The organism is Psychrobacter sanguinis, from assembly GCF_020736705.1.
GTDB lineage: Bacteria > Pseudomonadota > Gammaproteobacteria > Pseudomonadales > Moraxellaceae > Psychrobacter > Psychrobacter sanguinis.
This window is the reverse complement of sequence record NZ_CP085990.1, coordinates 3,074,235-3,094,777: the sequence shown is the minus strand read 5'-3', so window position 1 is coordinate 3,094,777 and position 20,543 is coordinate 3,074,235. Positions and strand designations below refer to the sequence as shown.

General features: G+C 42.1%; 18 protein-coding genes. 17 read left to right on the top strand and 1 reads right to left on the bottom strand.

Going from position 1 to position 20,543, the window contains the following annotated elements; genetic code table 11:
• The first annotated feature begins 136 nt into the window (after positions 1-136).
• From LK453_RS13000 to LK453_RS12920, 17 genes are all read left to right on the top strand, one after another.
• Entirely contained in the window at positions 137-916 is a 780-nt protein-coding gene (locus LK453_RS13000) for a UTRA domain-containing protein (RefSeq protein ID WP_007393843.1), read from the top strand.
• A 234-nt stretch (positions 917-1,150) separates the two neighbouring features.
• The gene (locus LK453_RS12995) at positions 1,151-1,483 is read left to right on the top strand and encodes an ArsR/SmtB family transcription factor (RefSeq protein WP_044297958.1); all 333 of its coding nucleotides are present in this window, start codon (positions 1,151-1,153) and stop codon (positions 1,481-1,483) included.
• Positions 1,484-1,624: 141 nt separating this feature from the next.
• Positions 1,625-2,059, top strand: coding sequence for a YeeE/YedE family protein (locus LK453_RS12990; RefSeq protein ID WP_201537047.1), 435 nt, complete (start codon positions 1,625-1,627; stop codon positions 2,057-2,059).
• A gap of 95 nt (positions 2,060-2,154) precedes the next feature.
• Positions 2,155-2,592 (top strand): DUF6691 family protein, encoded by a 438-nt coding sequence (locus LK453_RS12985; protein WP_201537050.1) that lies wholly within the window; start codon positions 2,155-2,157, stop codon positions 2,590-2,592.
• Between the two features lie 551 nt (positions 2,593-3,143).
• On the top strand, positions 3,144-4,358 hold the full coding sequence (locus LK453_RS12980; RefSeq protein ID WP_007393839.1) for an RtcB family protein: 1,215 nt from the start codon (positions 3,144-3,146) through the stop codon (positions 4,356-4,358).
• A 116-nt stretch (positions 4,359-4,474) separates the two neighbouring features.
• A complete protein-coding gene (locus LK453_RS12975) occupies positions 4,475-4,726 on the top strand; it encodes a hypothetical protein (protein ID WP_007393838.1) in 252 nt (83 codons plus the stop codon).
• 243 nt (positions 4,727-4,969) lie between these two features.
• Entirely contained in the window at positions 4,970-5,254 is a 285-nt protein-coding gene (ppnP, locus tag LK453_RS12970) for a pyrimidine/purine nucleoside phosphorylase (protein ID WP_007393837.1), read from the top strand.
• A gap of 254 nt (positions 5,255-5,508) precedes the next feature.
• Positions 5,509-7,164, top strand: coding sequence for an AMP-binding protein (locus tag LK453_RS12965; RefSeq protein WP_201537438.1), 1,656 nt, complete (start codon positions 5,509-5,511; stop codon positions 7,162-7,164).
• A gap of 255 nt (positions 7,165-7,419) precedes the next feature.
• Positions 7,420-8,196, top strand: a complete 777-nt coding sequence (locus LK453_RS12960; protein WP_007393834.1) for an SDR family NAD(P)-dependent oxidoreductase — start codon at positions 7,420-7,422, stop codon at positions 8,194-8,196.
• 296 nt (positions 8,197-8,492) lie between these two features.
• Complete coding sequence (locus LK453_RS12955) at positions 8,493-9,593, top strand: DNA topoisomerase IB (protein ID WP_227674388.1); 1,101 nt, start codon at positions 8,493-8,495, stop codon at positions 9,591-9,593.
• Positions 9,594-9,660: 67 nt separating this feature from the next.
• Positions 9,661-11,430 (top strand): phospholipase D-like domain-containing protein, encoded by a 1,770-nt coding sequence (locus LK453_RS12950; protein WP_201537434.1) that lies wholly within the window; start codon positions 9,661-9,663, stop codon positions 11,428-11,430.
• Positions 11,431-11,623: 193 nt separating this feature from the next.
• Positions 11,624-13,237: a 3-deoxy-D-manno-octulosonic acid transferase gene (locus LK453_RS12945; protein WP_201537432.1), complete on the top strand. Its 1,614-nt coding sequence runs from the start codon at positions 11,624-11,626 to the stop codon at positions 13,235-13,237.
• Entirely contained in the window at positions 13,234-13,947 is a 714-nt protein-coding gene (locus tag LK453_RS12940; protein ID WP_201541722.1) for a 16S rRNA (uracil(1498)-N(3))-methyltransferase, read from the top strand. Before LK453_RS12945 ends, LK453_RS12940 begins: the two co-directional genes overlap by 4 nt.
• A gap of 138 nt (positions 13,948-14,085) precedes the next feature.
• Complete coding sequence (locus LK453_RS12935) at positions 14,086-15,225, top strand: extracellular solute-binding protein (protein WP_201537428.1); 1,140 nt, start codon at positions 14,086-14,088, stop codon at positions 15,223-15,225.
• Positions 15,226-15,440: 215 nt separating this feature from the next.
• Positions 15,441-16,565: an extracellular solute-binding protein gene (locus tag LK453_RS12930; protein WP_201537426.1), complete on the top strand. Its 1,125-nt coding sequence runs from the start codon at positions 15,441-15,443 to the stop codon at positions 16,563-16,565.
• Between the two features lie 127 nt (positions 16,566-16,692).
• A complete protein-coding gene (locus tag LK453_RS12925; protein WP_201537424.1) occupies positions 16,693-18,291 on the top strand; it encodes an ABC transporter permease in 1,599 nt (532 codons plus the stop codon).
• Between the two features lie 99 nt (positions 18,292-18,390).
• Complete coding sequence (locus LK453_RS12920; protein WP_227674389.1) at positions 18,391-19,578, top strand: ABC transporter ATP-binding protein; 1,188 nt, start codon at positions 18,391-18,393, stop codon at positions 19,576-19,578.
• Between the two features lie 25 nt (positions 19,579-19,603).
• Here LK453_RS12920 and LK453_RS12915 read toward each other — a convergent pair whose 3' ends face one another.
• Positions 19,604-20,407 carry a methyltransferase domain-containing protein gene (locus LK453_RS12915; RefSeq protein WP_201527797.1) on the bottom strand — a complete coding sequence of 268 codons (804 nt, stop codon included), beginning with the start codon at positions 20,405-20,407 and terminating at the stop codon, positions 19,604-19,606.
• Positions 20,408-20,543: the final 136 nt, after the last annotated feature.

The following is a 20,543-nucleotide window of genomic DNA, read 5'->3' as shown; positions in this document are numbered from 1 at the left end:
GTACAAATATTCTATAATGACTGTTTTTGCTATTATTTAGGCTCACAACGTAATAGTACAAAATGGATAGCTAGGTTATTAAATCAATTGTATTGCTCCTCATATTTTGTTCTATCTAATAGATAAGTCACATACCATGTCAAAAATTAAAACGAATCAACCGAAGCCCAAGCCAGCCTATCAACGCATTAAAGACAGTATTTTAGAAAGCATTCATTCTGGAATATGGCAAGCAGGGGAGGCTATTCCGACTGAGTTTGAATTAGCAGATAAATTTGGTGTTTCACGCATGACCGTTAATCGAGCTTTAAAGGAGCTCAGTGAAGAGCGTGTGTTACAACGCAGACAAGGATCAGGTACTTTTGTTGCTCAACAAAAATATAATCATACTGTAGTAGAGGTGCGAAACATTGCTGCTGACATTAAGGCTATGGGGAAGCAGTATGTTGCTCAGGTAATCAGTCAACGTAGAGTGGCCGCTAGTAAAGTTAGCCCAAGAATTTTACAGCTATTAACCAGTGCAATGATTGAAGAAAGTACACCTTTAGAAAATAGCTTATTTCAACGTCAAAAAAGTGACCTAATTGATGAGGTTAAAATAATTCATATTGCCGATGGTAAACCTATACAGTTTGAAGAGCGCTGGGTGGATGCTTCACTAGTTCCAAACTTTATCGAAAAGGATTTCACTAAAATTAATACTAGCGAATATCTAATCGAACAAGCGCCTTTACAGGGTGGGAACTATACTATTAGAGCGATTGCTGCTCCAAAAGAAGTGGCAAAAGCACTCTCGATAAAAGTTGGTGCCCCTTCTTTATTATTAAGTCGGCAAACCTACTCTTCGGGGCGTGTAGTGACCTATGTAGATATGTGGCACGCGGGAGATAGCTATCAGCTGGCAGGTACTTTGTAGACAAATAATATTAATGAGCTGGTATTAGCCAGATAATATTATTTAAGAGATTCGAAAAAAGACCAATCAAAAATGATTGGTCTTTTTTATTGTTAAATTATTTTTATGTCAGATATAGCCAAACGGCATATACTTATGCAATAATAATATACAAAATTATATAATATATTTATGTGTAAGCTAGATTTGTTGTATATAATAAGCCTCCATAACAAAACGAAGGATGTTACAACAATGTCTACTGACACCTTACATTTACAAAGTATCGACGTAGAGGCTTTAAAGGCCTCTGCCTCTAAAGCATCAGCTCTGCTTAAGTCACTGTCCCATGCTGACCGTTTACTGTTGCTTTGTCAGCTCGTTGAATCTGAAGCTTGTGTCCGTGATTTAGAGCAGTCAACCGGCATTAAACAGCCAAGTTTGTCTCAGCAGCTCGGCGTATTGCGTGAAAATGGGCTAGTGAATACCAGACGAGAAGGCAGACAAATTTTTTATAGTATCGCCAGTGAAGATGCGCTGGCAGTTATGCAAGTCTTGTATCAGCGTTTTTGTGCCACCGACCAATAGCTTTAGCGGTAAGTTTTGATAGATTAGGGGTGTCCTGATAACTAACTTAGTAGTAGCTATCAGAGGTTATTCTAATAGACCTATGCCAACAACCTGATGCGTAGATGCGTAAAAAATATATATTAAATGTTAGGAGTAGTTATGTACGCTTGGATTGATGTGGCAAGTTTCACCCCTTGGAGCGCCCTAGTAGGTGGTCTAATAATAGGACTGGCCGCAGCAGTATTAATAGTGGGTAGTGGCCATATTATGGGGATGAGCGGGATATTAAAAAGCTCAATTGTACAGTTGCCAAAACTCAGTTGGCAGTTGGTCTTCGTGATAGGCATGGCAGTAGCAACTTGGGTCTATGCTTTGGTGTTTGGCTTTCCTGAGATTGAAATGGGTCAGCCTATTTGGAAGATTATTGTGGCCGGTTTGTTGGTAGGCTTTGGTACTAGATTGGGGTCTGGATGTACGAGTGGGCATGGTATCTGCGGTATTTCGCGACTGTCTTCTCGTTCCATCATCGCTACGATTTTATTTTTATCGAGTGGTATTGCCACAGCGACTATTTTTGCGATGCTGCAATCATAAACATTGAATATGAACATTCAATATAGACATTGCCTATAAGCCGTACTGGTCAATCTAATCTTTTGATTCCTAATTTTTACATCGAGCCTACTATAATGACTAACAATCGATTAACTCTAATTTTCAGTTTTTTATCTGGCATTATCTTTGCCATTGGACTGATTGTCTCGCAGATGGTCAACCCTGAAAAAGTACTTGGGTTTTTGCGTATATTTCACAATTGGGACCCCTCATTGGGCTTGGTTATGGGTGGCGGTATTGCACTGGCTATGCCTGTATTTTTCTATGTGAAATCTCGCAAAAGTGAAGGCAAAAAAGCTTTAAATCATGAGGGCTATGAGCTACCCACGGCGACCAAAATTACCCCTCAACTGGTCATTGGCAGTCTAATATTTGGGGTAGGTTGGGGGATACTTGGATTTTGTCCTGCTCCAGCCCTAGTGACTGCATTAGCGGGTTATAGTGAATCTATGCTGTTTGTGGTGGCAATGTTAGCAGGATTCTGGCTACACGCTAAGCTAATTAAAAACTAATTAACAGCTAAATTTAACCCGCTCAATCTAATGATAATGGAGGGTTAATAGTGCAAAAGTTGATGTTTGTCTATTAGCCCCGTATAATTTGTCTACTTTATTATCCAATCACTTGCTTTATAGCAGCGCAAACTGCATATGAGCCACAACCTACGGAGGATTCAACATGTCATTGTCTAAAAAGACTGTGTTCAAGATAATGCAAAGCAATACGATGTTTATGATGACTTCGCTCAGGTTAGACCAAGCTCAATTTAACTAAGCTTTTCCCTCTAGTTCTGACCCTAAGCGTCACTTCAAACTTCCCCTGCTTTCGTATTTTTGACACTCATTGACTTTAGGTTAATGGGCTTTTATGCGTTTGTCATTTAACACAGTCCTCACTCCTATTTCTCTATTTTGCATTTCTCTGTCTTGCATCTTTCTATTTGCAATAAGCAAACCAATATAAGTAAGTTTGTGCTTTCACTTTCTATATCAAATGAATAAATGCATGACTCAAAAAGCGGGCATAAGCTCAATAAAACTAATAAAAATTAAGGTAAGACAAAATGGGCATACAGCTAATTTTGAATGAAAATGAAAAACACGGTGTTCCGGTTAAGGTATACACCAAAGACATCGCGCCAGAAGCAATTGAGCAGTTACGCAATATGGCAAAGCTTGAATTTGTGCACTCGCACATTGCGGTGATGCCTGATGTGCATTTGGGCAAAGGTGCTACGGTAGGTAGTGTCATTCCAACCAAGTCAGCCATTATTCCAGCAGCGGTAGGGGTCGATATCGGCTGTGGTATGAATGCGGTTCGTTTGTCGCTAACTGCCAGTGAGTTGCCAGACAGTTTGCGCCGCGTACGTACAGCGATAGAGCAGCAAGTACCGGTTGGGTTTAATATGCACAACCAAATTACGGCGAAAGCTTCTACACTTGATCCACTGGGTAAACGACTAAAGCGGATTACCGACAAACACCCTGGGCTGCTAAAAATGCTTAAGAGTTTCGACCAAACCTGGGCCAAGCAGTTAGGCACGCTGGGCGGTGGTAACCATTTTATCGAAGTTTGTCTCGATGAAAATAATGAGGTGTGGGTGATGCTGCACTCTGGCAGTCGCGGTATTGGTAACTGTATTGGTCGCTACTTTATTAATCTTGCCAAAAAAGAGCATCAGTCTCGTTTTGGTCATGTTCCTGATAAAGACTTATCGTATTTTGCTGAAGGATCTACAAGCTTTGAGGATTATGTCGAAGCAGTGCAGTGGGCACAGGATTATGCGGTACAAAATCGTAGGGAAATGATGCGTTTGGTGCTAGATGCGATGCAGTCTAAGCAAGCAGGTTTACCACCATTTACGCTGACTAAAGAAGCCATTAACTGTCATCATAATTATGTGGAACAAGAGGTGCATTTTGGCGAAAGTGTCTATGTGACCCGTAAAGGCGCCATTAGTGCTTATAAAGATGAGCTGGGTATTATTCCTGGCTCAATGGGGGCTAAGTCTTTTATCGTACGCGGTTTGGGTAATGAGGAATCTTTTTGCTCTTGCTCACACGGAGCAGGTCGTAAGATGAGCCGTACCAAAGCGGCTAAAACCTTTACCATTGAGCATTTAAGAGCACAGACTCAAGGCGTTGAATGCCGTATAGATAAAGGGGTTATTGATGAAATCCCTGGGGCATATAAAGACATTGATGAGGTCATGGCCAACCAAAAAGACTTGGTAGAGGTGGTGCACACGCTGAAGCAGGTAATTTGCGTTAAAGGCTAATAGTGCTAACAAATGTAGAGCAAGACCTTATTGATTTATTTAAGGTCGATGACGCCTACCTTAGGCACGCTGCAACCCCCGAAATCTTAGAATAATCTGTAATTTAGGAATATAAAATGAGCTTAAAACAAACGTTAAAACAAGCAAAACGCTTAGAACGTGAGCTTGAGATGCGCAAACAAGCAGATGACAACACCACTGGCTTAAATCGGCCCTCTCAAGTTCTAAAACCCCGTAATCCGTTGGCTTTTAACCCTTTGCTTAAAAAGGGTGGGGTACACCAAGAGGATAACGTAAAAGCGGTACATAGAAATAGCCGACGTCAGACCAAGCAAAGTCTGCGTAAAATGGATTGGACACAACAGTAATTAGAACAATAGGGTCATTAATCACAACTTTATCTATTGACAATTTTAGTGTTAGTATCCATTGGTTATGATAAATACCTTATTATAACTGGTGTATGATAATGAGCTCATCATAGTCATGAGCCTGCTATAAAACCAGTTAACTATAGAAAGCCAATCCGCTCCAAACTATTTGACTGCTAATGCAGGGGGTTTGGTATTAACTCTCTAATCATCAACAACATAAATCATTAGGAACATATTATGCCAAGTGTAAATCAATATTTTGACAATAAAGTAACTTCAATCGCTTTTCAGACGTCTACTAAGCCAGCCACCGTTGGCGTTATGGAAATTGGTGAGTATGAATTTGGTACCAGTGAGTTCGAAACCATGACTGTGGTAAGCGGTGCGTTAACGGTTAAGCTACCCGGTAGCGATGACTTTGAAACTTACGAGGCGGGTCAAAGCTTTACCATTGAAGCCAACCAAAAGTTCCAAGTTAAAGTTGAGGTCGAAACCGCCTATCTTTGTACTTATGGTAAATAGCCTAAGCATTTAATCTCTATATGCCCTCTATATGTTGGTGGCTTAAATAATGCTTGGTTGAAAGCAGCAGTGATTATTTCATTGCTGCTTTTTTTAGGTACGGATTTTATAAATCGATACAAAATGTATTGATATATTGAGAAAAATCAGCTATTAATAGAGAGTATTAACAGGAAGTTAATGCGAAAAAATTGGGCTGTGAGGATAGCTCAATTTGTTATCTATCATTGTAGCCCGCTAAAGGAGTAGCGCTTATGTCACATACTATCGATAATCCAACCCTTATCCCAGACTATCTCGATTTCTATCAGCAGTTTACTCAAGCCAAGCTGATGCAAGACATCTACCAAGACCATTCTCAAGATGCGCTGAATGCCTACAATGCTTGCTGTGGCCGACATGTACGTAATGGCCTAGGTGACAAGATAGCTTTGGTGCATGAAGATACGCAACAGCAAGTGACTAAGCTAACGTACCGTGAGCTGACAGAGAAAAGTGCTCAAGTGGCGCATATGTTGCACAATTTTGGGGTGAAGCCTGGTGATAGAGTAGCCACTATGCTACCGCGCACACCAGAGTTGTTGATCGTGGTATTGGCTACTTGGCGTATTGGGGCTATTTATCAGCCATTGTTCACTGCCTTTGGCGTTGAATCTATCGAATATAGATTGGACAAAGCGGATACTAAAGTAGTATTTACCAATTTAGAGAATCGGGCAAAGTTTGATGATATTGCCAACTTGCCACAGATGGTATTGATCATTAAAGAAGAGGGCGTTACTAGCGATTATGCAGACGCGAATTTCAATGAGGCAAGCCAGTTCGATACTGAGTTTGAGCCCGTTAATTTAGAAGCAGAGGCGCCTTTTTTACAGATGTTTACTTCAGGCACTGTCGGTAAGTCAAAGGGAGTGAGCGTACCTCTTGCAGCATTGTCCACGTTTTATTTGTATATGCGTTATGCCATTGATTTACGTGAGACAGACAATTATTGGAACATGGCGGATCCTGGCTGGGCCTATGGTCTTTATTATGCCATCACTGGTCCTTTATTAATGGGTGCGACAACACACTTCAACGAAGCAGGGTTTGATGCGCAAAATACTTTTGACTTTTTAGTACGTCATAAAATCACTAATCTTGCTTCATCGCCCACTGCCTTTAGAATGATGAAGTCGAGCGGGGTGTTTGATAATGTGGCAGATAAGTTGTCGCTTCGCGTTGCCAATTCTGCTGGCGAGACTCTAAATACTGAAGTCGTGAGCTGGGTGCAACAAAATCTAGGCTGTGCTGTATTTGATCAATATGGACAGACAGAGACCGGCATGACCTGCTGTATGCACCATGCACTATCACATGATGTACCGACGGGTAGTATGGGTGTGCCAATGCCCGGGCACAAGTTAGTTGTGCTAGATGCAGATTTGCGGCCTGTGATGGATGGGATTCAAGGTCAATTGGCAGTAGTGGTTAGTGAGTCCCCCGCCTTTTATTTTAGAGGCTATAGCTGGAATGAAAAACAAGCGTTTTTTGATGATTACTATCTCACTGGGGATGTGGTTGAGCGTCATGAAGATGGTACGTTCTGGTTTGCAGGGCGTGATGACGATATTATTATCAGTGCAGGCTACCGTATTGGCCCAACCGATGTTGAAAACTGTGTGATGGAACATGATGCCGTTGCCGAGTCTGCGGCTGTTGGCGTGCCCGATGAACTACGGGGTGAAGTGATCAAGTCTTTCGTGGTACTAAAGCCAGGGGTCGTTGGTACCGAAGAATTGGTCAGTGAGATTAAGTCATTGGTTCACAAAAGACTGTCTGCCCATGCCTACCCACGTTTTGTCGAATTTGTCGAGTCGTTACCGAAAACGCCCAGTGGTAAAATTCAGCGTTTTTTATTGCGTCAATAAAGTATATTATTAGGAAAGCTAGGCTGGCATGGTCAAAAGGGTCTATTTGAATCAAAGACTTACGCGGCATGATCCAAGACGGTTTTGCCAAATTCAAAGTTATTGAACTCAAAATTACTAACTCCAAAGCTAGCAACTTTAAAGTCACCCATTTTAAAATCAGCTTTTTAACTAAATTTAGTTTGTAAAAACTATAGAAAAGCGGCCAGTCAATGGCTGTCTATGTGTTAACTTAATATATTATAAGGATATTATATGAAAACCGAATCGCAAACTTTTATCGTTACCGGCGGTGCATCAGGACTTGGTGAAGCAACCACAAGAGAATTAGTGGCACGTGGTGCGAATGTGGTCATTGCTGATCTAAATGAAGAGACGGGTGAGGCGCTGGCCAAAGAGCTTGGTGATGCGGTCCGTTTTGTACGCTGTGATGTGACCAGCGGTGAGCAGGTACAAGCTGCGGTAGAGACAGCTGAAAAAGAGTTTGGCGGTCTGGCAGGTAGCATTAACTGTGCCGGTGTTGCCATTGTGCAGAAGCTACTTGATCGTGACAATAATCCAGCGGATTTAGATAAGTTTAGTAAAGGGGTTCAAATCAACTTAGTGGGTAGTTTTAACGTGGCTCGCTTGGTTGCGGCCAGTATCGCTAAGCGTGTGGCGGCTGATGGTGGTGCTAAAAATGAAGACCGCGGTATTATTATTAACACTGCCTCAATTGCAGCTTTTGATGGTCAAGTTGGTCAAGGCAGTTATAGTTCCTCTAAGGCAGGTGTGGTTGGTATGATGCTACCACTTGCCCGTGAGCTAACACGTCATGGTATTCGCGTTATGACTATCGCCCCAGGTATTTTTGCCACACCTATGATGGCAGGTCTTCCTGAAAAAGCACAAGAAGAATTGAAAGCCAGTGTGCCTTATCCTAAACGTTTAGGTGAGCCATCAGAGTTTGCGAAATTAGTGGCTCATATTATTGAGAATGCTTATCTAAATGCGGAAGTCATTCGTTTAGACGGCGCTATCAGAATGATTTAATAGGGGCGGAAGACAGTACAAAGATTGCTGTCTAAATTGACCTTATTAATGATTAAAACTTTTGATGAGTTTTTGAAGGCTGTTCCTAGTAAAGGGATGGCCTTTTTTGTTTAGCGTCTGATTTGACCTTTACAGCCTAAGCAAATATCAACCCACCAAAAATGAAATTACATGGATTAACAGTTCTACTAAGCGGTTCCTCTGTGTTAGTACGCTCAGTATCTTTAAAATAACGATCACATAGCATATAAATATTTCAGTCATATTTTTTAGTTACAGGGGCAGTAATGAGTCAAATGAATCAATCAAAGAGCCGTTCAAAATCTGTCGTTTGTGATAGTGATATTCGACATGACTATGAAGCACTCGCTAAGCAAGCTAAATTGCGTTACGTCAGTGATGATGTGCCTGGCTACTCACGAAAGCGTTGTGGTAAAGGGTTTAGTTATCGAGATATTGAAGGTAATACGGTTAAAGACAAAAAGCTGCGTCAACGTTTTGACGCGTTGGCCATTCCACCAATGTGGTCAGAGGTGTGGATATGCGAGTATGAGAACGGTCACTTGCAGTGTACGGGACGCGATGAAAAAGGGCGTAAGCAGTATCTATATCATGAGCAGTGGAATAAAGTCCGAGATGAGGCCAAGTTCGATGCAATGATTGGTTTTGGTAGAAAGCTACCCAACCTGCGTGCTCAGATTGAACAAGACCTTGAGTCCGAGATGCTTAGCCGCGAAAATGTGTTAGCTGCAGTGGTTAAATTGCTAGAAACCACGCTAATTCGTATTGGTAACGACAGGTATGCTAAAGAAAACAAAAGCTATGGTTTGAGCACCTTAAGAAGTAAGCATGTGACTGAAACTGAGGAGGGGTTGGCTTTTGATTTCGTGGGAAAAAGTGCCAAAGAACATCACATAGAGTTGCAAGATGAGCGTCTGATAGACATCGTCACAGCCTGTTCAGACTTACCCGGCTATCGCATTTTTAAATACATCGATGAGGCGGGTAATAAACAGATTATAGAGAGCGAAGATATCAATGAGTATCTACGTGAGCATACGGGTGAGGAATATAGTGCGAAAGACTTTAGAACGTGGATGGCGTCAGTTTTAGCCGCTGATTATTTGTATCAACATGCAGATCAGACTGTACTTGATAGCGCAGCCGATAGCAATGAACGGCAGCAGTTGGTGGTTAATATGGTAAAAGAAGTGGCAGCAAATCTAGGCAATACCCCAAGTGTGTGCCGTGCCTCATACATTCACCCTAAAATCATCAATAGCTTTTTAGATAAGCAGTTTATAGAAAGCTATAAACTAGGACGTCGAGGCCGTACCCAACGTTATCAGCAGCCAAAAGAAAAAGCATTATTGGCATTTTTGACAGCAAACGAGTAATCTATCGTTTAGCTTTTATTCCTTCCTATTTATCTTTACATTAATCCTCAAATTAGTCGTATACCTCATGAGTCGCTTTGCTCCCTCTTCAGTCGTCTTAACTGCTCAATCCGATCTAATGCAGCAATTAGAGACGTTAACGGCATCGATAGAATCTATCTCGGCTGGAGACTGGGCTTGGGTGGGGGTATCGATTCACTTGTTATTAACTGTGTTCATGGTTGTGCGGATTTTGTCGACACAGCGCAACACTGGCATTGCCATTGCCTGGTTGGTCTTATTATTTGCCATTCCTTTCTTTAGTATAGTTGCCTACATCTTGGTCGGAGAGCCTTATCTAGGTAAAAGTTATAAGTTGCGTAACGCCCAAGCTCAGAAAATGCTTCAAGGAGTGGCGAAGCGTCAAGATATTCAACTGGCAAAAGTAGATGATACCTTACCTAAGCGCTACCAAGGGGTAAGCCGTATAGGTACCTTTGATACTGGCTTTGGAGTGTATGACAAACACCAAATGCAGCTATTAACTTCTGCCGATAGTATTTTTGATTCGTTAATAGCGGATATTAATGATGCCTCGACCTTAATTTTGATGGAGTTTTATATTATTTACCCTAAAGGGCGGGTTAAGGAAGTGTTCCAAGCATTGATTGATGCAGCTGAGAGAGGCGTAGAGTGTCAAATATTGGCCGATAGCGTGGGCAGTTTTAGTTTTTTTACAGATGACTGGCACGAGAGGTTAATTGCCGCTGGGGTCATTATTCATCAATCGTTACCGGTGGGCTTATTTAAAACCTTATTCAAACGCAGTGACTTGCGTAATCATCGCAAGATTGTGGTGGTAGATGATGATATTGGCTATACCGGTAGCTTTAACTTAGTTGATCCTGAGTTTTTTAAACAAGACAAAGCAGTGGGTGAGTGGATTGATCTCATCATGCGTATTCAAAGTGAAAATCCGGTCAGTGTGGTCACCGCTTTGGCTGCGGTAAATGTGACTGATATTGGCGCGGAGAGCACCCGTAACTTAGAACAGCTAGGTTATCGTATTGAAAATAACATAAACATGTATACCCGTAAGCTTTATCGTCCTAAGCCCGCAATTAATGATATTAATGGTAAAGCATCAGGATATTTGGCCAGACAGATATCTTCTTTCAATCTTAGTGATGAATATGGTCATGACTTTAAAGCCTCAGAACAAGACCCTGGTTATGAGATAACCCTAGAGGGTGTTGACCATGATTTACCCCACTATCTGCAGACTATTGCAGACATGCCTGTGATTGACAATGTCATGGCACAGCTTATTCCTTCAGCGCCGCGTATCACCGAGCATGTAATTTACAACACGTTACTGACAATATTTCATAGAGCCGATAGTCGCATTCAGATAACCACTCCTTATTTTGTGCCAGATGAGGCCTTATTGGCAGCTTTAACCACGGCCGCCAAACGTGGTGTAGATGTCACCTTAATTTTGCCCAAAAAAGTAGATTCGTTTTTTGTACAGCATGCTTCACAAGCGTCCTATGCTTTATTGATGGAGGCGGGGGTAAAAATTGCGCTGTTTAAAGGGGGACTATTACATGCGAAAACTATTGTTATAGATGATGACTATTGTCTGTTTGGGACGGTTAATATGGACATGCGTAGCTTTTATCTCAATATGGAAATTAGCTTGGCTTTATACACCCCAAGTATCGTTGAACAAGTCTATGCCTGTCAAAAGGCTTACTTAACACAGTGTGAAATGTTACAGTTGAATGATTGGGAGGCCCGGCCGAATTATAAAAGACTTTTTGATTCGGGCATTCGTCTGTTCAGCCCCCTACTTTAGGGGATAAATTATTGATAGCAATTGCTATTTTATAAAATTCAAATGCGGTAAAATAGCCGCTATTTTTTATACGGACTGTTTAAAGTATGTGCTTGCTGGGTTTTATGGTTTACCCAATAAGGGGATGCAGTCATTTTCTTTAACTCGGTTTTCTTTAGATTGATTTTCTTTAAAAGGTGACAATAGGTTGATTATGCCAGACAACAAAGACGCCAACGCTTCTAATTCAGCCTACACTTCAGTATCAAATGTTGCAAAATCTACCGAGGTAGTACCGCCACCTCGGTATTATAAACTGGTAATGAAGCTATTAAAGCCTGCCTATAGACTAGTATTGTGGCGCCGTCATAGTAAAGCCAAAAAAGGCGAGATACCAGTTGCTAATTATAAGCAGGAAATAGATGCCCGTTATGGGCGCCGCTATCCTGAACCTCCGGTGACGCAGCTTGCTTTAACCCAATCTACAAAATCTGATAAGTCGACGCCTTTGAACGGTGCTAATATATGGTGTCATGCTGTTTCATTGGGAGAGACCAATACCATTGCCCCTATGTTAAAGGTCATGCTACAGAAAGGGGCACGGCTTTGGGTGACCAACACCACGCAGACTGGCTTTGCACGCACAGAACAGATTTTTGCAGAGGCCATCGCTAGTAGACAAATGGTTCATACTTTCGTGCCAGTCGATGACAAAGCGGTGATTAAAAAGTTCGTTAACAAAGCCCAACCTGATTTAGCCATGTTTGTAGAAACTGAACTTTGGGCCAATATATTGTCTGTATTGAAGGAGGCAGGCATTCCTTCAGTATTAGTGAACGCTAGACTGTCGCAAAAATCATTTGAAAACTATGCCAAATATGAGTCTGTCAGCAAAAGTATGATGCACAATATTAGTATGATTATTGCGCAAGATGCTGATTCAGCAAAACGCTTTCGCCATCTGGGCACTGAAGTGGCAAAGATACGCCGAGCAAATTCTCTAAAGTGGTCTACCGGTTCAACTCAGCCAAATTCTGAAGCACTTACTGATGATGATTTGAATCTATCAGCCAAATTCAGTGCCCATAGTGATGCCATAAATAGACCTATTTGGGTAGCGGGCAGTACTCATGAAGGGGAAGAGCAAGCCGCTATTGATGCTCATAAACAGCTGATAGCACAGTCTAAGTTGGCCAATGCGCTACTGATCTTAGTCCCTCGCCATCCCGAACGCTTTGATGCGGTTGCAGCACTGCTTGAACAATCGGGTTTAATTTATCGCAGACGGAGTCAAGAGCAGCTTATCGAATCGGATACGCAAGTTTATCTTTCGGACACTATGGGAGAGCTAACAGCTTGTTATCAATTGGCGCAGGTGGCTTTAGTGGGTGGCTCTTTGGTGAATATTGGGGGTCACAATCCGATAGAAGTGGCCAGTTTGGCCAAACCTGTGATCATGGGACCCTATACTCAGTCTTGTCATGAAGTAGTGGCAGCCCTAAATGAAGTAGGGGCGTTGACCATCGTGGCTGCCGTAGATAATAGTCGCAAAAATAAAGGGTCTAAATCTGCTGAAAATTTGGCCAACACCACATTAGCTGAGAGTATTATTTATTGGTTAACTCATCCTGAGCTTGCTCAACAAGCCGGTAAAAAGGGTCAAGATCTGGTTAACAGCAAAAGTGATGCCATGCAAAAGCAGTTGGCCATGATAGAGAGTCTATTAAAAACCAGCCAACTTCCCCCACCATCTCCCGATCCTAAAGAGGAAGAGGTAGACTTGGATTATTTTAAAGTGCGTAAACGTGGTGAGGGCGAGATACAGTGAATATCTTACTGCTGCCTGAGATTGAAAAAGGACAGACTTGTTTAACTCTTACTGAAGTGAATCAGATTAAACATGTGCAACAAGTGTTAGAGTTAGAGACAGGCGATCGTTTAAAGGTAGGCAGTTTGCAAGGTAATTTAGGATCAGCGGTAATAGAAGCGGTGTCGGATACGCAGCTAAAATTGACCGATATTACTTTAGATATACCGCCGCCAATCAAGCTTGACTTGACGGTGATTTTGGCCTTACCAAGACCCAAAGTGCTACGCCGTTTGATTATGGACATGACTGCTATTGGCGTCCGTAAGATTATTTTAGTAAATAGTTATCGTACTGATAAAAGCTATTGGCAAAGTCCTATGCTGGCACGAATTGACGAGTTTATTAAAGAAGGTCTACAACAAGGCGTGGACACCATACCGCCGGTAATTCAATTAAAAAAACGCTTTAAACCTTTTGTTGAAGATGAGCTTAGCCAATGGGCTACAAGTCATACGATGGTGGTGACTCATCCTTATAGCACCTTATCATTTAATGAATTTATTGAGCAGACAGGCCTGCCGCAAGTCCTATGTATAGGGGCAGAAGGTGGCTGGATAGAGTATGAAGTGGGGTTATTGCAAGACCATGGCTGTCAGGCGGTTACTATAGGTCAAAGAATTTTGCGGACTGAAGCGGCGGTTAATGCGCTTTGTGGTCGTTATTTATAGTGTCGTTTTCGGTTATACTTAGTGTTTAACAAGATTTATCTTTAACCAGAATTTTGTCTGATAATATTTTCGTTCTATCCTCTACAGTCACTGTTCGCCCAGCTCATTTGCTTATCCAAATCCTATAGGTTTCCTTTCATGCTCAAGGTGGTTAGTTTAAATAGCAGTTTCTTAAACAAGACGTTGTCTTTATTGGTTTTTGCGGCAATAAGCTTAACGGGGTGTTCAGATACCCATAAAGATGAGCAAAAGCAGACGCCTAACAAAGTGCAAATTAGTCAAGAGAGATTTCAGGTAGGAACTGACCTTGATATCAAAAACTTAAGCGCGCTTAGTGAAGCGTATCGCAAAGAAACAGGTATCGTGATTGAATGGGTACCCGTGGATAAAAGTGTGTTTACCATTAGCTTTGATGAAGAGCCACCGTTGCACTTTGATGTTAAATTGCCCAAAGGTGTGGACATGTTAATGATGCACAGTGCCTACACCTTAGCTAATGCCAAAGCCAGTCATGTTTTACAGCCGATAGGATCAGAAGCCCTTAATTCGGCAGTGCCGATGCACTATCGAGATGCCGATGGGGAGTGGTTTGGTGTTGGTAAATATGCTCGAAGCATTGTTTATAACAAAGAAAAAGTTAATGAACGCGAATTGGTAAACTACGCGGGTCTAGGGGCAAATAAGTGGCTTGGAAGACTATGTATGACCGATATCTATAGCCCTGAAAACCAAGCCATAGCTAAAATGATGATGTCTTACAATGGCACCAAGCTTACCCCTGAGATTCTTGCCAATTGGCAGACCAATATGGGCAGCCCTCTGGCCAGCAATGCAGAAGTACTAAGCCGAATGGAGCAAGGCTATTGTGACGTGGGTATTGTAGATAGTGATGCGTTCTGGGGTTATGCCAAAGCCAATCCTCAGACTCAAATTCGACTTATGTGGCCCAATCAAATTAACAGAGGGGCGATTACCAATGCGATTAGTATAGGTATGGTTGATACGGGTGAAGAGGTGGGACAGGCTTTACGATTTATGGAATGGCTGGTCAGCGATCGTGGACAGGCGTTATTGGCCTTTTATACTAGCACTTTCCCTGTGGTAGATATTAAAGATGAAACGGTTAACCTTGATGCCATTCGTCCTGAGTGGACACAGTTTGAAGCAGATGTGACCCCTTTAAGTGATATTATGAGTAATCACAGTAAGATAGAACCGGCGAAAAAAGAACCTGAAATTAAGGAAGAAGATGCGAACAATGAGCTAAAAGTAGAGTAAATTCTACAAGATAAGCAAAAAACAAACCGCTACAATGACTAAATTAATGGCCTAGTTAACAGGCTAGATAAAAGGGTTAAATTGATTGAATATCAATTGCTATTGATAATTATTACCATTTGTATTAAAATGCGTTCTGTTGCTTAAGTAAACACTTTAACAACAATAAAAAATAGCTCAATAAATCATACGCTTAATTCTTCAAAGAGGCCAAAATGGGTACATCACGAGAAGCGAAATCAATTGTTAAATCTAGCACTAAATATTCAATGTTAAGTGCTGCTGTTATCGGTGCAATGGCATTGGTAGGTTGTAATCAATCTACTGAAGAGAGCGCAACCACAGCAGAGACCGAACAGAAAACAGAAGTGCAGGCGACTGATAAAGCTTCAAATGATACGGTAACTATTTACTCATCACGTAATGAGCAGCTTATCCAGCCTTTATTGGATGAGTTCACTAAAGAGACGGGCATTCCTGTTGAATTAGTCACAGATGATAGCGGCCCATTAATGGCTCGCTTAGAAGCAGAAAGTACCAACACCCCTGCTGACGTCCTGCTAACTGTTGATGCTGGTAACCTATGGCAAGCGGGTCAACAAGGTTTATTACAACCAATCAAGTCAGAAGTGGTCAACAGCAATGTTCCTGAAAAATACCGTTCAGTAGACGATCTATGGACCGGTCTGTCTTTACGTGCCCGCACTATCTTCTATGATCCAGCCAAAGTTCAGCCAACAGATTTGTCTACTTATGCTGATTTAGCTGATCCTAAATGGAAAGGTAAGCTGTGTTTACGCACCTCTAAAAAGGTATATAACCAGTCATTAGTGGCCAGTATGATTGAGCATTATGGTCCTGAAAAAACAGAAGAAATCGTAAAAGGTTGGGTAGCTAACTTAGCGGCACCTGTATTTAGCAATGATACTAAATTGTTAGAAGCTATTGCTTCAGGTCAGTGTCAAGTAGGTATTGCCAACAGCTATTATTATGGTCGCATCTTAGATGAGAACCCTAAATTCCCAGTGAAACTATTCTGGGCAAACCAAGGTGAAGGTGCTGAAGCCACAGGTACTCATGTAAACGTATCTGGTGCCGGTATCATCAAAAACTCTGATAATGTTGAAGGCGCCCGTAAGCTTATTGAATGGTTATCTTCAGATACAGCACAAGGCAAATACGCCAGCAGTGATAAAGAATATCCTGTTAAAGCAGGTATCGATGAGTCAGATATGCTGCGTTCATGGGGCAGCTTCAACCAAGATAATATTAACGTTAGTATCTTCGGTCAGCGCCAAGCAGAAGCCGTTCAGTTAATGGATCGTGCGGGTTACGAATAACCGTTTAGGATTAGTTAATAGGTTATATATAACAAGATAAATGAATGCTATATAACAAAACCATAAATAAATGCTAGAAATAAGGGCATCTGTCACAGGTTGCCCTTATGCTTTGCAATAGGGTTTTATGAGAGCAAATATTTCTAAAGGGTCAGTATTGGCGAAATCAGTCTTAGGATTGGTTTCGCTATTTATGTTGATACCTGTCATTATCGTCATGCGTTCTTGGTTTGAACCCATGGCGGACGTCTGGACCCATTTGGCTGAATTTGTACTGCCTCAGGTCATCAAAAATACACTACTAATTTTAGCTTTAGTCACTGTATTGGCCGGCAGCCTCGGGACTTATTTGGCGTGGCTAACCAGTATGTATCGCTTCACCGGACAAAGGTTCTTTGTCTGGGCACTCATGCTTCCCTTTGCCATTCCTGCCTACGTTTTGGCTTTCGTCAGCGTAGGACTCTTCGATTACAGCGGCTTTATTCAATCTCTGCTTCGTGAGTGGGGCATCAATGGCTCCTTTATCCAAGTACGTAGTGTTTGGGGCGCGGGTATTATTCTCTCCTTGGTTTTTTATCCCTATGTTTATCTGCTAGCCAGACAAGCGTTTTTATCACAAGGGCGTCGTGCTTTAGAAGCCGGACAAATGCTAGGTCTGACTCGCAATCAATCCTTTTTTAAAGTGGCATTGCCTCAAGCCATGCCTTGGGTCGTGGGTGGGTTATTATTAACTTGGATGGAAACACTTGCTGATTTTGGGGCAGTATCGGTTTTCAATTTAGATACCTTTACCACCGCCATCTATAAATCTTGGTTTGGTTTTTTTAGTTTGACCACGGCTGCTCAATTGGCCGCACTGCTCATTATCACGGTTTTTATCATTCTGTTGTTAGAGCGTTATTGGCAGAAAAAACGCAGTTATCTACCCAGTGCGGGCAATCGTCGACGGGAAAAGCTAACGGGCCTGCGTAACGTATGGGCAGTTGTCTTTTGCAGTTTTGTTTTTATCATAGCCTTTGGGCTGCCCATGGCTCAGCTACTAACCTGGGTGGTTAAAAACTATCATATTGATTTGGATGCTAGGTATTGGGGTTTTGTCAAAAATACGGTGGTAATAGCGGGCTCTACCGCGGCAGTTATTGCTATGGTTGCCTTGTTAGTGGCTTGGTTATTACGTCAATATCCGAATCGAAGCAATCAGCTTTTGGTGTCTATGGCCAATTTGGGCTATGCGGTACCCGGCACAGTATTGGCAGTCGGAGTATTTATTCCTATTGCTTGGTTGGATAATCTGTTAATCGCCCAACAAATTACAAGCGGTCAGGTACTTAGTGGCAGCGTGATAGTGATGTTGTTCGCCTTGGCAACTCGCTTTATGACGGTCGGATTTCAGCCTATCGATAGACAGCTGAACAGACTTACGCCAAGCCAAGAACAAGCCGCACAGCTGCTAACAACCAACCGTTGGCAACGTTGGCGCCAAGTGTATTTGCCGGTCATTAGTCCAGGCGTTTTTACAGCACTAATTATGGTTTTTGTGGAAGTAACAAAAGAGATGCCGATTACACTGATGACGCGGCGTCAAGGCTGGGATACTTTGGCGGTACGAGTGTTTGAGATGACCTCTGAGGGCATGTATGAACGTGCTGCCTTGCCGAGTTTAACCATCGTGCTAGTAGGTTTAATCCCGGTTATTTTATTGATACGCCAGTCAGATAAAACTTAGACTCTATAATCAATCAGCCTTTATGTAATTCTCGCATAGAGCACAAAACTTTATAACGATAATCTTTCATAATAGCCTAAGCAAAAAATGGTGAATTTAATGCAGTCAATAGTAACGCCACAGTCTCAATCAAATTCACATTATCTGATTCTGGATAACCTGAGTGTTAGCTTTGGGGATACTGAAGTCGTCAAATCATTGTCTATGCGCTTAGAGCAGGGTGAGATTGGCTGTCTACTTGGATTTAGTGGCTGTGGTAAGACTACGGCATTACGTGCCATTGCAGGTCTTGAACAGCCGCAAAGTGGTAGAGTGATTCTTAATGGCAAAACCTTAACCGACATCAATCAAGGCAAAGTGAAAGTTCAGATCATGCCTGCCAAGCGTGACATGGGTATGGTGTTTCAGGATTACGCCTTATTCAGTCATTTAACAGTTAGTGAAAATATTGGTTTTGGGCTGCACCGCTGGAGTAAAGCAGATAAGGTTGCTCGTATTAAAGAAATGCTAGAGCTTGTTGAGCTGACTGCCCATGCTGATAAACGTATTAATCAGCTTTCTGGCGGGCAACAGCAGCGTATTGCCTTGGCGCGTGCCTTAGCACCAAAGCCTGAGCTATTGCTGTTAGATGAGCCTTTTTCTAACTTAGATATGATGCTTCGTGAGTCATTAGCGGCTAAAGTACGCGATATTTTAAAGCGTACTAATACGACCGCAATTTTAGTGACTCATGATCAGCACGAAGCCTTTGCCATTGCTGACAAGATAGGGGTAATGCATAAGGGCAAGCTGGCACAATGGGCAACTCCAGATGAGTTGTATCATGAGCCAAACAGTCCTTTCATTGCAGAATTCATTGGGGAAGGGGCCATGATAAATGGCATCATCGAACAAGGCATAATCAAGACGGCTTTGGGCGATATTAAGCGTTATCCTGAACCAATTCACTCCGCTCAGCAACCTTTAGATTATGAGACCTACTTTAGCCAAGGAGAGGTGTGTGAGTATGACTTCCCTAACGGCACCAAGATTAAAGTTTTGATTCGACCCGATGATATTGTTCATGACGATAACAGTCCACAGCAAGCCATGGTAGTTGAGCGGGTGTTTCGAGGGGCAAACTTTTTATACCGCTTACGTTTAGACAATGGAGAGGATGTACTGTCTCTCATATCGAGTCATCATGACCATCCAGTAGGGTCTATGATAGGCTTCCGTCCGTTAATGGCCCATGTGGTACTGTTCCAAGGCAATGACTTAGACGTTACCACTTGGCAGCGTATTTAATTTTGTCGATCTATTGAATCAAGGTTCATTCGCATTTTTGAGCCAACACGTGAAGGTAACGTCCTAGCCATTTATAAGGGGCTTGGCCTGAGTAACGTAGCTCCATATCTATCACTGCTTCAGGATTGGTGTGGCCACCACGTTTTAACGGCGCATAATCATGAAATACTCTTAAACCGCTGACCTTGTTTATCTTAAAGCCTTGCTCTATAAGCCAGTTTTCTACTTCTTCGTAGCTTACTGGATTATTAGGGGTAAGGCTTTTTTTATTATCTGATTTAAATTCTGGATTATTTAATAGATTAAAGTTGCCCATAATTAGGTTGCGATAAACGAAACTAGCGGGGTTATAAAAGCACAAGGAAAGTATCCCAGTAGGGGCCAACCATTTATTAAAAAAGGGCATTATTTGCTGAGGCTCACCCAACCATTCAAGAAGGGCATGACACAAAATCAAATCATAACCAGCTATTTGCTCTGACGGCAATAATTCTTCGAGCTCTTGATAGGGGCAGACAAGCCAGTTAATACTTTCTAATACACCCAACTGCTGAGCTTGGGCTTTGGCTTCAGTAAGCATGTTGTGAGAAATGTCATTGATAGTGACGCTGTGACCGTGCGTCGCCAGTTCAATCGACAGTTGTGCCAGACCCGCCCCCACGTCCAATATTTTTAACGGACGACCCAGTTGGGCAGACAGTTCTGATACTGTCGTGCCAAGATCACGCTTTAACACGGCCAGTCTTATATCGCCTTTTAGTCCGCCATACACTTTTTTGACGAAGTGCTTAGTGATGGGATCAAAGTTACGGTCTTCTGTGATAGTCATGGGGGTCATACCTGCTTGATTAAATAGGAGAAATACTCGCTAAATTATAGCGGTATGTATGCTAAAAAAGTTGCAATTGTAACCAACTAATCCATTTTTACCAAGTAATATTAAAGTAACCTTAAGGTCAACAGTT

Bases quoted from the DNA above. Each gene is read 5' to 3' on its own strand.
- LK453_RS12925 (WP_201537424.1), top strand. From the start codon at position 16,693: ATGAGAGCAAATATTTCTAAAGGGTCAGTATTGGCGAAATCAGTCTTA.
- LK453_RS12930 (WP_201537426.1), top strand. From the start codon at position 15,441: ATGGGTACATCACGAGAAGCGAAATCAATTGTTAAATCTAGCACTAAA.
- LK453_RS12995 (WP_044297958.1), top strand. From the start codon at position 1,151: ATGTCTACTGACACCTTACATTTACAAAGTATCGACGTAGAGGCTTTA.
- LK453_RS13000 (WP_007393843.1), top strand. From the start codon at position 137: ATGTCAAAAATTAAAACGAATCAACCGAAGCCCAAGCCAGCCTATCAA.
- LK453_RS12935 (WP_201537428.1), top strand. From the start codon at position 14,086: ATGCTCAAGGTGGTTAGTTTAAATAGCAGTTTCTTAAACAAGACGTTG.
- LK453_RS12990 (WP_201537047.1), top strand. From the start codon at position 1,625: ATGTACGCTTGGATTGATGTGGCAAGTTTCACCCCTTGGAGCGCCCTA.
- LK453_RS12980 (WP_007393839.1), top strand. From the start codon at position 3,144: ATGGGCATACAGCTAATTTTGAATGAAAATGAAAAACACGGTGTTCCG.
- LK453_RS12950 (WP_201537434.1), top strand. From the start codon at position 9,661: ATGAGTCGCTTTGCTCCCTCTTCAGTCGTCTTAACTGCTCAATCCGAT.
- LK453_RS12920 (WP_227674389.1), top strand. From the start codon at position 18,391: ATGCAGTCAATAGTAACGCCACAGTCTCAATCAAATTCACATTATCTG.
- LK453_RS12985 (WP_201537050.1), top strand. From the start codon at position 2,155: ATGACTAACAATCGATTAACTCTAATTTTCAGTTTTTTATCTGGCATT.
- LK453_RS12965 (WP_201537438.1), top strand. From the start codon at position 5,509: ATGTCACATACTATCGATAATCCAACCCTTATCCCAGACTATCTCGAT.
- LK453_RS12915 (WP_201527797.1), bottom strand. From the start codon at position 20,407: ATGACTATCACAGAAGACCGTAACTTTGATCCCATCACTAAGCACTTC.
- LK453_RS12975 (WP_007393838.1), top strand. From the start codon at position 4,475: ATGAGCTTAAAACAAACGTTAAAACAAGCAAAACGCTTAGAACGTGAG.
- LK453_RS12960 (WP_007393834.1), top strand. From the start codon at position 7,420: ATGAAAACCGAATCGCAAACTTTTATCGTTACCGGCGGTGCATCAGGA.
- LK453_RS12945 (WP_201537432.1), top strand. From the start codon at position 11,624: ATGCCAGACAACAAAGACGCCAACGCTTCTAATTCAGCCTACACTTCA.
- LK453_RS12955 (WP_227674388.1), top strand. From the start codon at position 8,493: ATGAATCAATCAAAGAGCCGTTCAAAATCTGTCGTTTGTGATAGTGAT.
- ppnP (WP_007393837.1), top strand. From the start codon at position 4,970: ATGCCAAGTGTAAATCAATATTTTGACAATAAAGTAACTTCAATCGCT.